This is a genomic window from Litorivita sp. NS0012-18 (genome assembly GCF_040371945.1).
Lineage (GTDB): Bacteria > Pseudomonadota > Alphaproteobacteria > Rhodobacterales > Rhodobacteraceae > Litorivita.
Map to the genome: position 1 here is coordinate 760721 of NZ_BAABWS010000001.1, position 13681 is coordinate 774401.

Annotated in this window: 14 protein-coding genes; 12 read left to right on the forward strand and 2 right to left on the reverse strand. The window is 50.6% G+C overall.

Translation table 11 applies throughout. The features are described from left to right. Positions 1-7: 7 nt before the first annotated feature. Positions 8-580 carry a hypothetical protein gene (locus ABWV64_RS03620; RefSeq protein ID WP_353342917.1) on the reverse strand — a complete coding sequence of 191 codons (573 nt, stop codon included), beginning with the start codon at positions 578-580 and terminating at the stop codon, positions 8-10. Positions 581-1093: 513 nt separating this feature from the next. Between ABWV64_RS03620 and ABWV64_RS03625 the strand changes: the two genes are divergently transcribed. Beyond that, positions 1094-2242: a tyrosine-type recombinase/integrase gene (locus ABWV64_RS03625; protein ID WP_353342918.1), complete on the forward strand. Its 1149-nt coding sequence runs from the start codon at positions 1094-1096 to the stop codon at positions 2240-2242. A gap of 2 nt (positions 2243-2244) precedes the next feature. Here ABWV64_RS03625 and ABWV64_RS03630 read toward each other — a convergent pair whose 3' ends face one another. Further along, a complete protein-coding gene (locus ABWV64_RS03630; protein WP_353342919.1) occupies positions 2245-3795 on the reverse strand; it encodes a hypothetical protein in 1551 nt (516 codons plus the stop codon). 667 nt (positions 3796-4462) lie between these two features. On the opposite strand from ABWV64_RS03630, the gene ABWV64_RS03635 reads away from it, so the two are divergent. The 11 genes from ABWV64_RS03635 to ABWV64_RS03685 all read left to right on the forward strand — a co-directional run bounded on the left by ABWV64_RS03635 (position 4463) and on the right by ABWV64_RS03685 (position 13673). After that, the gene (locus ABWV64_RS03635; RefSeq protein WP_353342920.1) at positions 4463-4702 is read left to right on the forward strand and encodes a helix-turn-helix transcriptional regulator; all 240 of its coding nucleotides are present in this window, start codon (positions 4463-4465) and stop codon (positions 4700-4702) included. Between the two features lie 37 nt (positions 4703-4739). After that, entirely contained in the window at positions 4740-5168 is a 429-nt protein-coding gene (locus ABWV64_RS03640; RefSeq protein WP_353342921.1) for a hypothetical protein, read from the forward strand. A gap of 491 nt (positions 5169-5659) precedes the next feature. After that, on the forward strand, positions 5660-6598 hold the full coding sequence (locus tag ABWV64_RS03645) for a bifunctional DNA primase/polymerase (RefSeq protein ID WP_353342922.1): 939 nt from the start codon (positions 5660-5662) through the stop codon (positions 6596-6598). Further along, positions 6595-8016, forward strand: a complete 1422-nt coding sequence (locus tag ABWV64_RS03650) for a DNA primase family protein (protein ID WP_353342923.1) — start codon at positions 6595-6597, stop codon at positions 8014-8016. The genes ABWV64_RS03645 and ABWV64_RS03650 overlap by 4 nt, the downstream gene beginning before the upstream one ends. A gap of 664 nt (positions 8017-8680) precedes the next feature. Further along, positions 8681-9244 (forward strand): hypothetical protein, encoded by a 564-nt coding sequence (locus ABWV64_RS03655; protein ID WP_353342924.1) that lies wholly within the window; start codon positions 8681-8683, stop codon positions 9242-9244. Beyond that, positions 9237-9521 carry a hypothetical protein gene (locus ABWV64_RS03660; RefSeq protein ID WP_353342925.1) on the forward strand — a complete coding sequence of 95 codons (285 nt, stop codon included), beginning with the start codon at positions 9237-9239 and terminating at the stop codon, positions 9519-9521. The genes ABWV64_RS03655 and ABWV64_RS03660 overlap by 8 nt, the downstream gene beginning before the upstream one ends. Positions 9522-9948: 427 nt before the next feature. Further along, on the forward strand, positions 9949-10608 hold the full coding sequence (locus ABWV64_RS03665; protein ID WP_353342926.1) for a hypothetical protein: 660 nt from the start codon (positions 9949-9951) through the stop codon (positions 10606-10608). Then, positions 10605-11048: a hypothetical protein gene (locus ABWV64_RS03670; RefSeq protein ID WP_353342927.1), complete on the forward strand. Its 444-nt coding sequence runs from the start codon at positions 10605-10607 to the stop codon at positions 11046-11048. Before ABWV64_RS03665 ends, ABWV64_RS03670 begins: the two co-directional genes overlap by 4 nt. A gap of 1 nt (position 11049) precedes the next feature. Further along, complete coding sequence (locus ABWV64_RS03675; protein ID WP_353342928.1) at positions 11050-11253, forward strand: phage upper tail fiber protein; 204 nt, start codon at positions 11050-11052, stop codon at positions 11251-11253. A 474-nt stretch (positions 11254-11727) separates the two neighbouring features. Beyond that, on the forward strand, positions 11728-12729 hold the full coding sequence (locus ABWV64_RS03680; protein ID WP_353342929.1) for a thymidylate synthase: 1002 nt from the start codon (positions 11728-11730) through the stop codon (positions 12727-12729). After that, positions 12729-13673, forward strand: coding sequence for an alpha-glutamyl/putrescinyl thymine pyrophosphorylase clade 3 protein (locus ABWV64_RS03685; RefSeq protein ID WP_353342930.1), 945 nt, complete (start codon positions 12729-12731; stop codon positions 13671-13673). Before ABWV64_RS03680 ends, ABWV64_RS03685 begins: the two co-directional genes overlap by 1 nt. The last annotated feature ends 8 nt before the right edge of the window (positions 13674-13681 follow it).

Genomic DNA, 13681 nt, shown 5'->3' on the forward strand with positions numbered 1-13681 from the left:
CAGCGTGTTAGAACAACATCTCGGCGTTCAAACCAACGGTGATGGCACCGATCACAGTATTGGTTGCCGGATCAACAATCGGAGCAGATACCTGCCCCAAATAGCCGCTGGCAGATTCGTCAAACTCGACATCGCCAACATGGATCGCTCCCGCGCCGCGGCGATAGGTTTCGGTGAATTTCGCCTCATCGCCCTGCCAATAGTCCGACGTCGTGCCGCTGGCTGCGACGTTCAACCCATGCGCATCCATGATGAAAACCTCGGAGACGATGCCCCCCGATGCAGCAATCTGCGCGCGCAGAAAATCTGCTGCGGCCCCTGTGATCACCGGTGTGATTGTCGGGGTATTGGATTGTCCGACCTCGGCGCGCCAACGGGTGTCGAGCGCGAGAATTTCGGCTTCGGTCAGTCCGGCGTTGCTGGTGTTTTGGCGGTTGATCGCGGTAATGATCGTAGGATCGGTGAACCAAAGCGAAACTTCGTTTTCAAAGTATCTTTGCATCGGCACCGAGAACGAATCCGCATGCGCCGCCGTGGCGAGTGTCGCAAAAGCTGCCAAGATCAAAGTCGGGTTTTGCATTTCTAGTTCTCCATATGAATGTGAGCTGGCGCCCGAAAGATTTGGCACACCCTAGAACTGCAATTCTTTCGGTCCGTTTAACACGGATCGGCTCTGCGGCGCGGCATTTGCTTCAAAGTGTTTTTAACGGCTTGGTCCACAAAGGTTTTCGCCCGAGCACGGGTGGACGGCCGCAGCACCTTCACACGCCAAGCGCAATCAGCGCGGGAAGAGCAACATCACGCCCCCGCCAGCGACGCCCGCACAGGCGCCCGCGGACCCTCGAAATGGCGGGGTCGCTTGCTTGAGAAAATGGTGCGGGTGGTGGGACTCGAACCCACACGGCCTAGGGCCCTCGGATTTTAAGTAACAGCACATGGCATCTTTTTTGACCTGATGCGTCTTATAGCGGTCCGCAAGCCCATATAGACGCGACATAATTCTCCTATGCAGCCTCAAGACGACCTGAGGCGACCTAATCAGAACCGGGCCCTAGCCCGGGCCTGAAACCGGATCACACAGGAGAATAGCCTCATGGCAACCAAACTCACGCAAAGCGTGGTGGACAAGATCCGCCATGACCAAGAAGCAGGTGCACAGGTCTACGATGCAGACGTCAGTGGCCTGCGTATCGTCATTGGCAAGAAAAGTTCCAGCTACAAACTTATGGGCCGGATCAATGACGGAACCGACCGATATATCTCTTTCGTCATCGGTCGCACTGACGAGGTGTCGCTTAAATCGGCCCGAGAACGTGCGAAAGAGCTGCGCCTGACATTGCGCCGTGGTGAAGACCCGAGAGTGCCTAAGAACGCCATACCGAGCCTGAGCCAGGTTGCAGACAGCTACTTTGCATCTCGTGGTCAGGAGCTAAGCCGAAGGACATTGGCCTGGTATCAACAGAAAGTTGAAGGTCCCCTTTCATCGTTAAAGAAAATCCCTGTGGATCGGATTGATCGTGCCACTGTCAAGGCGTTGCATGAGAAGATCACCCGCAAAACCGGAGCCTATGGTGCCAACGGGGCAATGCGGGTTTTGAAATTGTTGATCAATGATGCTGCAAGAACCCATGATCTTCCGCCCAACCCTGTCACCCGTGGCGTTCGGATGAACCAGGAAAAGGCAAGAGATTGGGCAGTTGGTCCCGATGAGATGCCCCTGCTCTGGCGTCAGTTGGATGGATTGGAAGATCGTGTGCGTCGTTGCTGCTGGTTAGTTATGTTGCTGACGGGCCTGCGTTCAGGTGATGCCAGATCAATGAAATGGGAACATCTGGATCAGGACGGCGTGTTGACCGTTCCGTCACCAAAAGGTGGTGAGGCCAAAGCCTTCAAGTTGCCCTTGCCCAAATTTCTGGTTCAGGAATTGGGTGAGGTGCGTGATCTAACAAGGCCACTGGAAAGCCCGTTTGTCTTTCCGTCTTCGACGTCAAAGAGTGGCCACATAGAGCAGATGTGCCGGACCAAAGGCTTCCCATACGCCCCGCATCAGATGCGCCACACTTATCGGACGCACGCTATGGAGGCTGGGGTGGACTTTCAGACGGTGACGCTTCTGTTGAACCATGCCAATCCACATGTTTCGTTCAACTATGTGACTAGGGAACATTTGTTGGGGCACATGCGGGAAGCGCAGGAGAAAGTAGGACTTAGATTGATGTCATTCCGATCAAACAACAGTTAAATCTACATTCCCGCCATCTTTTTTAATACTGAAATGGCTACAGGTACCCCTATTTTCTCAGCGATTCCCAGGGTCCACTTTCCTGCACTCGCTAGATGCTCTAAAACCTTGGAGCCTTCTCCCTTTTGGGCCGCGAGATCGGCTTTTTGGATGGAAGATAGCTCTTCCAACTCCCCTTCTGTGCTAGCTTCGCCTAACATCGCTTCTTTCAATATTGAAAGTTCCGCCTTCAACTTCGATTGATCGACGTCGCCGTTCGGGTCAAACTCAGCCCATGAGGTGTTAACCACCATTTTTTTGGCCTTAACTGTATGACCAATAACGCCACCTTTGTTACCCTTGATCTGATCTCCCGCCACCTTATCGCCTCCTATGTTTTCTAAAGATAAATCTAAATTTTGCCGTGGGTTGTTAATAACAACTAGGTTTCCAACTCGCGCTTTTAAGTCTCCCAGCCTTTCAGAGAACTGCGCGGATCTTGCAAAATCTAGCTGCTTCAAATCATCGTCAATCTTATTGACTATGTCAAAGAGGGCTTCGGCATTTGCCAACTGACCTATCTCTAGCTCACCAAGATCTTGGGCCGTTTCATTGCTCGTCTCAACCAACCTGTCCAACGACGTTCGAATCATTCCCTCAAAGACCTCGATAGAACTTTGTCCATCTCCAAACTCAAGCAGTCCTGAAGTCGCCGCTGAAAGGGCCACTTCCAATGCTCTCAATTCGGAAGAGAACCTTAATAAATGTAGCCTTACTCGCCTCTGTCGATCACTATTCCTGACACCATTGCGCTGACTATCAGCAATTGCACCAGGTGCGTCACCCATCACCCAAATACCGATTTGCTGTTTTTCAACCGTATCCTCAACAAACCCAAGCTCGAAACTACGCTCAGATGAGGGTTTAAGCTGACTTTGCGCCAACACACTTTCGTCTAACATCTGTCCCGAAAAATCTGCGAATACCGAAAGCCCTAAAAAATCTAAGTAATCTGTTTGGAACGCCGCTCCATCGTTAGAATACGCGTGTAGCGTTGTCTTTTCCTGAATCCTCTGCCTAATTCGAGCATAGGTCCCAGACATCTGGCCGGCTTCAAGAGATTCATAAGTTCGCGCGGCTTGACCTTTTCTGTCACGGAACACTATTTGCGATTTTAGTATGTTAGATATAAAATTCTGGAGCTCCCAATAATTTGGAACTCTATGGGCTTCGACATGAAGACCAATTTCAAGACGAAAAGAGAGCCTCCCATCTGAAATCAGCCTAGAGAAAACATGTACACACTTGGACCAAGGTTCAGAAGCAATATCCGTGCTAATTCTTGGGAAGACCCGTTTACTGCAATCGACATAGTGCTTCTCGACTTTTTCCTTTTTGTATAGAACTCGGAGTTCAGGTTGCTTCAATCGGCTGTATCGGCTCTGAACCTCTCCAAAACCACGGACAAATCCGTCAAAATTTGATTTGGACCAATTTGGTTTAACTGTGCGCCCTGGCCCATGTTTTGAGAATGATCTCAGATCAGCAAACGGGAATTGAAAAATCAGTAACAAATTACTTCCTCAAAAAAGTTCCCCCACATCAAATGTAGGGGAACGACGATATAGCGTCATAACTTAAGCTACTCCGCCTCAATGGTGGCGGAGAGCAGGTTCGAACTGCCAACACCAGCTTTCACCCCGGTTGCTTTTCCATGCTACTTGCCAGCACCAAAAACTTCGGCATTACCTGAGCTACATCCGCCTGGAGAGGCGGATGGAGGGAATCGAACCCCCGACCTTCAGACATTGAATCTGACACTCTTCCTAACCTGTTTTCAGCACGGATACCGTGCATTGGGCCCTGAGACCCAACCCAACAATAGAAAAATGCCATTTTGAATACAACCAGTAAGTACTCCTCCCATCAAATGGGAGGAGTGGGCGCTAAACGAACAGAAAATCGAAGAAAGGTTTAATCTAACCATTCGACTTCCGCCGTCCCGGTGGCGAAATTTCCTTCACTCGTGGGACTATAACCAGACTCAAAAGGTAGGAAGCTGAGTCCAGTCCATCGTTATACGTTCATGAGACCATCTGACCTCAGAACTATTATCTGTGTTTTGGGTTGATACCACAACCAGCATAACGATAATTCTTCCGCCTTATAACAATGGGTTACATCAAGTCGTAACAAGGTCAAAATCAAAGCATGTCAATCAACCCAAGGAGTTAGCTGGGCATGCAACAAGATATCATTCAACGCCTTGAGCGCATCGAGGCAGCTGTCATCGTGCCTCCGAGAGAATACCTGAACATCAAGCAAGCAGCCGAATTCATCGGCGTCAGCCGTCAGACTCTGGACCTGTGGCGCATGAATGCCGAAGGACCTGCTGTGCACCGTGTCGGCACCCGCGTCCTATATTCCCTCTTTGATCTGCGCACCTTCATGGCTGAAAAACGTAAGGAGCCTTTGTTGTGATTGTTGGCTATTTGCACGTTTCAGATGAGTTGACGTAATGAGTGATCTGCGCCGTCAGTATGACCCTAAAAATTGGCCGGGGAAGACGATATCCGACGAAGACGCGACCCTGATTGAAATCGCCGTTCGTGCTGCAATTGCCGACAGCCGTATTGGAATATTCCAACGTGACTTGATTGCTGCCTGCGCCTCAGTCAGTTGGCAACATGACCACCCTATGACGCTGTGGACAGTGGCACTCTACACCAATGTATTTCCTATGTGCGAGATGCCACGAGAGGTGCGCCGTTACGATGGCCTATTACATTTTGCCGGTCCTTCGATCGCGTTGGACCACTCAACCCTCGACTCATTTTGGAATGATCGTGATTTAGTTTGTCTTGCTCTGAAGCGTACAAATACCTCTGATTTCCCCGTAGAACCTCAAGGTCAACGCTCTGGCTTGCGGCCTTACCAAGGCTGGTGAATTCAGTCTGCGCGCCTCTAACAAAAGGTTCATCACGCGCACGGTTCTCGTTCGTTAACATTTTCCAAATAAGCCCCCTGACACCTACCACAACAAGTGATCGCAGATCGCCTCGTATGCCAGCGTTGGACGCACCAACGTACCTCGCTGGCATACGGCGCAACCATATTGCGGCACTGTTTGAAGGTAACAAGCGGATCGCATGACCACCATCATGGCGACCCGCTCAATCAGGAACACAAGGAGTTTTGGCATGTCCTGCAATAAAGATAGCGTACCGCCCAGCCCAACCACACCATTGTTGAGCGACCTTCTCACCCCGGCACAGGTTTCTAACCTTACTGGCCACCCAGCTACCGTTCTGGCTGTCTATCGAAGCCGCCGCACTACAGGTCAATCGTCCGATGCAGGGCCTGACTTCCTCAAACATGGCACAGCCGTCTTCTATGCCAGATCGGCTGTCGAAGCCTATATTGCAGGGAGAGTTTGAAATGTCTGGACAAGTAGACCCAACCCAAATGACCCCACTTTCTGAGGCCAATTACACCCTGATTGCTTTGCATCGCTGGGACGTAAAAACAAAGTGTCCTCGCACTGGCAAACCTCGCATTCGAGGAAAGTCACCAATTGATCGAGATTGGACAAAGCGACCTTACCGGAACGCTGATGCTTTGGAACATGCTGCCAATGGTGGCAATGTCGGCGTGCGTCTAACAACACGCGACCTTGTGGTGGATGTTGATCCACGGAACTTAGAAGGTGGAGACAAAGCCATGTTGCCTGCCTTGAAAAACCTAGGGCTAAATCCAGACCACTTCCCAACCGTGCTGACTGGTGGGGGTGGCTTGCATCTCTACATGACCAAGCCTCCTCATCTTTTCGTCGTTGACGGATTGCCAGATGTCCCGGGGGTCGAGTTCAAAACCTTTGGTCGGCAAGTCGTTGCCCCAGGTTCATTGCATCCGTCTGGCAAGCCCTACACTTGGTCTTCGGTGCCAGATGACTTGTGGCTAGGTGCAGCCAAGGCACCCAAAAAACTGCTGCGGCTCATTCGCAGGCCAAAACGACCTGTTGCCCTATCTGGGCAAGGCATTGGCGAACATCCACCAGAAGAAATTGCAACCATCTTGGACAAACTGGACCCAGAAGATTTTCGGGATCATGACAAATGGCTGCAACTGATGATGGCATGTCATCACGCAAGCGCAGGTGATGCCAAAGAGGAGTTTGTGGAATGGTGCACAGCCGATCCGCTCTATTCAACCGATGGGCCTGAGATCGCCTATCGGTGGGACAGTTTGCGCCGCCACGGCATCGGCCTTGGCACACTTTATATGTTCATGCGTGAAGCTGGGGCTGCGCATCTGATTGACCGGCGCCCGCACTATGATTTCCCAGATGACCTTTCAAATCTGGAGGTAGCACAATGAGCATAGACAATCGCAACATCTTGCAGAGTATTGCGCCCAGCCATCTCGCAACCGAGGCCATTTCAGGATCGGCATTGGTCAAGGCCTTAGGTATGTGGCTGGAATATGCACCCGAGGAAAACCGCTACCGGGAACTTGATAACGATGAACTGAAAGGAATGATTTGGTCTACGCTCGAAGGCCAAACCTATATTCACAAGGGGAAAGACGGTCCTGAGGAAAAGCCGCTCCACCTGAATACAAAGATGTCTGCTGATATTCGCGAGGCCATGATCCATTTAACTTTGCAAAGAGGTGTCGAAGAACTGCCTTTTTGGCGAGGCAAGCGTGATGATGATCCCGATCCAATTAATCTTCTGCCCGTATCAAATGGGCTGCTAGATTGGCGTTCTGGGCAGTTGATAGATGCCACTCCACGGTTCGTTTCGACTGATTGCTCTGATGTTGCATATGAACCGAATGCAGAAACGTTCATGTGGGATATGTTTCTGGATGAAATTTTTGATGGTGATCTGGAACAAATCAATCTGCTGCATGAAGTCATGGGTTGCATTCTTACGGGCCAGAACAAGTTTCAGAAGATCTTCCAGCTCTTTGGGCCACCCAGATCAGGAAAAGGCACAATCAACTTGATGCTTACAAGTCTACTGGGGATGCGTTCTGTGGCCTCACCTCGTATCAAACAAATAGCGGATGGTGGCTTTGGCCTTTCCTCTCTGATTGGCAAAAAAGCTGCCATTGTGGGGGATGCTCGACTTGAACGAGGGCGAAAAACGTCTGCCTTGACCGAGCTTTTGCTGTCCACATCTGGAGGTGATCTTCAAACCGTCCAGCGGAAATTCAAGGATGATTTCGTTGGCTATTTGCCCGTCCAATGGATGCTGATGTCAAATGAGCCCATCCTCATGCATGACCTGACAGGGACAATTGCCACTAGAATGGTGTTGATGGAAACAAGGCGTTCGTTTCTGGGGCGTGAAGATAATGCCTTGTTTGAACGTGACCTGCTGCCAGAAGCTTCTGGTGTTTTGAACCTTTGCCTTAAGGCTGCAAAACGCCTATCCAAACGCGGGAAATTCCTTGTTCCATCCTCCATCAAAGGACGGCAAGCAGAAATACTGCGTGAGGCCTCAACGGTCACTGCCTTTGCCTCTGAATGCTTGATAGAAGATCCTGCTGCTGAAACGCCCAAGCAGGACATCTATGATACCTTTGAACGCTATTGCCAGGGTCATGGTCGCCTAAGTACAGACAGTAGCATATTTTGGAGAGATTTGCGCTCATCTGGCAAATTTCGGGACAATATGGAAAAGCGTGTTAGAGCCAATGGCCGACGCGTGCAGACCGTAAAAGGCTTGCGTGTCCAGCTTGATGAAGACGCGTTGCCATTTGACCCAGCCGACGACTTCTTAGATTGACATAAAGCCGTTCAGAGGCGGTCAGGGTTATTTGCCGAAATTTGCTCTGAAAAGCCAAAGTGGTCAGGCATGGATACTAGCTGGTCGAGGTTCGGTCAGGGGTGGAACGCTCCACCCCCGACCGCCTAAGTGCATGTTTCGGAATCTCTTTTTGATCCGATTGTTAAGATGGTCAGGGTTAAATTTTAGATCATCGCTATAAGAAAAAAGAGAAAAGCCGTATATATATAATGACTGTGTGATAACCCTGACCGGTCTGACCACCCCGACCGCCCCTGAAGTCGATATCCCACTTGGTTTTCTGCGGGCAGGCTGGATGTATCTGGATCATAGATTGCCAAAGCCCTCTGGGCATGTGCTTTGAGCAACAATCAGACACGCTGGTTCCCCAGGATTCAAAACCACGACAATCTGACATCATAATCAATCAAGCAATCAAGCAATCAAGCAATCAAGCAATCAAGCAATCAAGCACCTGCTTCACGGCTGCCATTAAGGGATCAACAGTCCTTCACCCCGTAAAGGGTCTCATTTTTCCTTTCCGTTCATGCACTTGAGGGGAGGCAAAAACGAGACCCAGCGTGAGGCCCAATGGTGACGCGCTTGGTGGATACAAACAACACGCAGGCAATCTGCAATTACAAAACTGCATTGAGAGAAACGAATGCAAGGACGACAACTCAGCCTGCCTCTTAAGGTAGGCAATCGGCGTGTTGAGCCGATCACAATCGAAACCAAGCGGGAGTTCCTGACCGAACTTGCCCAGACGGGAAATGTCAGGTTGGCCAGCATGCGGGCGGGCGTGAGCCGAAGTGCTGCTTACCATTGGAGGCTGACCGATCCTGACGTAGCCACAGCGTGGGACCTTGCATTACGTGTCAGCATGGATGGCATGCGTGAAGAGGTTGTTGAAACCGCCCGCACAATGGGTTTGGGCCGATGGGTTGAATTGCTTGATGAGAACGGTCAACCCGTTCTGGATGACAATTTCGAGAAGGTTTTGGAGTATGACGTCTCGCACGTTGATGCCCGTGTTCTGGTCAAACTTTTGGACAAGGCCCTGCCCTCTGCAGACGGCTCAGCCAAGACATCAATTACTGTGCAAAACGAAACGCACGTTCATGCTGCGCCAAAGCCGATGCCACAGCTTGTCAGGCCTTCTACGGCTACCGATGTGGTCGACGCCGAATTCGTGACCGAAAACACTGAGGAGACAGAAAATGACTGAATGGCCTGAAATCCAAATCTGTTGTGTCTTGCCAAGCGGTGTGGCCACGCTGCCGTTTGAAGGTGGCACGATTACATGCCGTGTTACGCTCGGCCATATCAATGCGCCCGACACGGGCCTCTTGAAAGAACTTAAAACAAAGGCGGAAGCTGTACCCTGGCGGAACGCCAGAATACGCGATGAGGCCATTTCGACGATCGAGGTCAGGGGTGATATTGACGAAGAAACGCGGGCGAACCTGCTCGCTCATATCCGCCAAACAGCTTGGTATCAGTGATCTCTAATCCTTTTGTTTCTCTATGGCCGTGAATAAACCTTCCCGATCAACCACTTAAAGCGCCTTCATTCTGAAGCCTGAACGCAGGCCCAATCTGGTCGCTGGCTTGGATTGTCCCAACGTAAGGGTATGGCGTTCATATCGGTCTGACATTCAAGACAACCCGGGGCAGTTTCTTACGACAGTAGGTGCACCCATTGACCTCATTAGACAAATGGAGCTGGACCTATTGTGTGACGACGCCGCCAACATTTAACGCACGAATGTCAAACGCTGGTCCCCCATAGCAGACAGACACGGCAATCTGTAATCGTGCTGCGGTTCGTTTTCCTTCTTTTCCTGGACTCAGCTCGCTACGGGGCCAGCGCGGAGCGGCTGATAGGCTGGCTGGCCTTGTAGCTCACCGACATTTTGAACCGAGGATGCCATGGACAAAAATCAAATAGACAAACGGCTTGTTGAGCTGCGGGCTGAAAAACTGCGCCTCACAGGTGAACTTGAAACCGCCCGCACAGAAGCGCGTGAAGCCCTGATCGCTGGCAATAAGCCAACCGCGTTCGCCGCCGCACTGGCTGAACGCATCTCCATCGTGGATGATGCCATTGCTGAACTTACCGCTCGACTGAGCACGGCCAGTGAGAATGGAGAACGCACCAATCGAAAGCGCCGTGCTGAAGCTGCATTGGACGCGACACGTGATCGGGTAAAACTGGCCAAGGCCGTAGATCAAGCATTGGCTGATTTAGCAGCAAACTGGACCGCATACACAGAAGCTCTGCGCAAAGACGTTGGACAAGTCTCTGGTGCTGGCGGCGACGTAACAGCAGTTGAGCGGGCGCTGACAAACAACCGTACAGCTGAACCACTGGTCAAAGCCATGATCCAAGTCGGTGGCGTAAAACTCACACGTTCCCTTGGCATCGACACCCCAATTCGTGAACGCCACGCAAGCTCTTTGGCGGATGCCGAGGGGCGTGTCTCTGACAGCCTGCAAGTCGAACTCTTGCGCGTCCAAGCCTCCTCGCCACAGCCTAATGTGTCGAAGCAAGCACAAAAAGAACTTGAACAAATGGAGGCTGCACGATGAGCATCGAAGGCGAAAAGCACGCTGCTGAGCTGGCCAAATTGGAACAGCGACGCAAAGAACTTGAAGACGCATTGCAGCGATTGGCCCGGGATGAGGCCGAAGCCCAAGAGGTCGCTGAATTGGCCCAAGAGGTCGAGCAGCTTGAACAACTAGTCGAGACCACACGAGCGGCCGCAAATATGGGGAAAACGATGAACCACAACGATGTAAAAAAAGCGGCTCGGTCCAATCGGGAAGCGGCTGAAACGGCTCTCGATGATATGGCCAAGTCCATGCAGGCAGAGGACGAGACCTTCGAAAAGGCCTATGGCCGCGCACTGGATACCGCGATTGGTATCCAACTTATGAAGACGCGAGACGATGCCCAAGAACTTGAGCGCAACGGCGTCACTTCAATGGACGTGGCCGAGGCCCACAATCTACTAAGGGTAGGGAACTGATATGACACAGAAAACGAGACAGACCCAACTTTTTACGGGCGGTGTGTTTGTCGGCGACATGGACAACCCGGTCGTTAAATCTGACGAGGCGCAGGCAAAGGTGCCAACGACCCGCAAGATCGACAATATCGTGTCAGTGACGCAGGCCGAATACGATGCACTTGCCGAACCTGACGCAAGCACGATGTACTTGGTTGCCGATTGATGCAGGCCTTCTTGAATGGCCTTGGTTTTACGGCGGCGTTCAACCCAAACCACCCACCTAAAACTGGTCAAGCTGTGCGCACCTTGAAGGTCACGCGGGCACAATTCGAGGCCATCTTCCCGACGGATGGCCCGCTGTTGCCCAGACCTGGTACGATCTATCTGCTGAAAGCTTGACCACTAGAAAGACCCGCGTCTGCGAAAGGCGTGGGCTTTTCTCGTTCCGTTTGGTGAACTGAGTGGCAACCGAACCAGGCAACAGTAGTCGAATGCGATCACATTGGTCTATTTTGGGCCTCCAAAGCCAACGAAACTTGCAATCAATTGATTTACATTACGTTTCTTGCCTACATCACGAGACTTCGTATCCAAATATTGAAAAACCATGAGAAGCTTCATTCTCCAGATTGCCCTATCACGCCTTCCACTCTAAGTTGATCTCTATATCAGCATTTACAAAGAAGCATTGTTCTTAGTGACTTACATCGCAGCCAATAATTTAGATGACCTGATGCATAAGGTTTTCGAAATGCTTCTCGATGGCAAGAAACGTGTCAAAGCGACCAAGGGTTGGAATTACGAAGAATTTGGGGTGACCCTTGGTCTAAGATATCCTCGGGCAAGGCTGAGTCGATCTGAGTCGCGTCAGATTCTGGCGTCTTGTTTGGGGGAATTGCTTTGGTACCTAAATGGTTCTGATCAGCTGGACTTCATTCAGTACTATTTAGCAAGGTATGACAAAGCATCTGATGACACCAAGACAATACACGGCGCATACGGCCCGCGGTTATTGAGTAGTAACGGTCAAAACCAGATTGAAAATGTTATTCAATTGCTGCGTAGGAAGCCTACATCCCGAAGGGCCGCTATACAGCTTTTTGAAGCTCGCGATTTGGTGGCGGACTACAATGACATTCCCTGTACTTGCACAATGCAGTTCATGATTAGAAATGGACGGCTGAACATGATAACATACATGCGGTCAAATGATGCTTACGTTGGCTTACCGCATGACATATTTTCTTTCACAATGCTTCAAGAGGTAATGGCTCGTAGCCTGGAAACCGAACTCGGTTTTTATAGGCACTCAGTAGGAAGCTTGCACCTGTACGAACCCAATGTTGAGGCTGCCCAGCGCTATCTTTCGGAAGGCTTTCAAGATACAAGGCCTATGCCTTTGATGCCCAAAAAGGACCCTTGGGAGAGCATCGAGATTGTTAAGAAGGCTGAGGCTTCCTTGAGGTTAAAAAGTGGTGCATCCATCCGAGACCTGAAGGATCAAGTTGAGCCTTTTTGGGCAGATCTTATTCGAATATTGCAAATCTATTCTTTAAACAAATCTGGTGCAGACAAACGCGCTATCATTTCGTTGAAAAATGAAATGGTTTCAGATGTCTACGAATCTTATGCTAGGAAATTCGAACGCCGAGCAGCGCTTCGTCCGGAACAACCTGAACTACCATTGGAGAAACAATAATGCCTGGCCAATATAGAGATCTCGCCACCCAACTCGACACACGGTTGCTTGATTTCAGTCAAAATGTGACGGCATTGCCTGGGGTCGCGTCACCTCAACATCGGCGTGTACTTACGTTGCAAATTATTGATAGCCTCCGAAGAACTCAGTTTGTGCGCTCAATATCTATCAGACCCGTAGTTGCTGCTCGAAGCGACCCCTTGAGCGGTCTATTTGACCCCCTGAGAGCGGCCGTACACTTTAGGAATACCGGTCAATTTGATGAGGCCCATTGGGTTGCTTTTCTGGGGACGCATTGCGGAAAGCATGAAACTTATGGCTGGCGCCTAGCTGCTGCGGTTTATAGCGGACTACAGTCACCGAACCCGTGGTCCTGGGCAAATGTGTCAGCCAATCCTGGTCAGTTCACCAACTGGTTGACCAACAATCAGCAGGTGATGCTTAACGGCCAAAATCACTATCATTTTAGTAACCATCGAAAATACGAATCCCTAGACGTGACCAAGCAGAACCATACTGGACTGGTAGTATCGTCATATGTGAATTGGGTTAACCAGTTTGGCGGGCATTCAGCACTGTTGAACGCTATACAAACCGAAGTAGGTCAGAACCCAACGGCGGTCTTCGATCGCTTTTTCTCATTGATGAGCGCAAATGTCGTGCGCTTTGGCCGATTGGGAACCTTCGATCACGTTTGCATGCTTGGCAAGTTAGACCTGGCCCCAATTGTCCCAGGAAAAACATACATTAAGAATGCGACAGGGCCACGAAAAGGAGCTCACTTGCTTATCGATGGGCAACGGGATGGGACAACGCCTGCAGGAACTCTCGAAGCAAAGCTTATCGAGATAGGCGACTTTCTTAATTTGGGTATGCAAGAATTAGAGGATTCACTCTGCAATTGGCAGAAGAATCCAAGCCTATATACGCACTTCGTTGGTTAGTAGCGCCG

Bases quoted from the DNA above. Each gene is read 5' to 3' on its own strand.
- ABWV64_RS03650 (WP_353342923.1), top strand. From the start codon at position 6,595: ATGAGCATAGACAATCGCAACATCTTGCAGAGTATTGCGCCCAGCCAT.
- ABWV64_RS03645 (WP_353342922.1), top strand. From the start codon at position 5,660: ATGTCTGGACAAGTAGACCCAACCCAAATGACCCCACTTTCTGAGGCC.
- ABWV64_RS03640 (WP_353342921.1), top strand. From the start codon at position 4,740: ATGAGTGATCTGCGCCGTCAGTATGACCCTAAAAATTGGCCGGGGAAG.
- ABWV64_RS03655 (WP_353342924.1), top strand. From the start codon at position 8,681: ATGCAAGGACGACAACTCAGCCTGCCTCTTAAGGTAGGCAATCGGCGT.
- ABWV64_RS03685 (WP_353342930.1), top strand. From the start codon at position 12,729: ATGCCTGGCCAATATAGAGATCTCGCCACCCAACTCGACACACGGTTG.
- ABWV64_RS03625 (WP_353342918.1), top strand. From the start codon at position 1,094: ATGGCAACCAAACTCACGCAAAGCGTGGTGGACAAGATCCGCCATGAC.
- ABWV64_RS03665 (WP_353342926.1), top strand. From the start codon at position 9,949: ATGGACAAAAATCAAATAGACAAACGGCTTGTTGAGCTGCGGGCTGAA.
- ABWV64_RS03660 (WP_353342925.1), top strand. From the start codon at position 9,237: ATGACTGAATGGCCTGAAATCCAAATCTGTTGTGTCTTGCCAAGCGGT.
- ABWV64_RS03670 (WP_353342927.1), top strand. From the start codon at position 10,605: ATGAGCATCGAAGGCGAAAAGCACGCTGCTGAGCTGGCCAAATTGGAA.
- ABWV64_RS03675 (WP_353342928.1), top strand. From the start codon at position 11,050: ATGACACAGAAAACGAGACAGACCCAACTTTTTACGGGCGGTGTGTTT.
- ABWV64_RS03620 (WP_353342917.1), bottom strand. From the start codon at position 580: ATGCAAAACCCGACTTTGATCTTGGCAGCTTTTGCGACACTCGCCACG.
- ABWV64_RS03635 (WP_353342920.1), top strand. From the start codon at position 4,463: ATGCAACAAGATATCATTCAACGCCTTGAGCGCATCGAGGCAGCTGTC.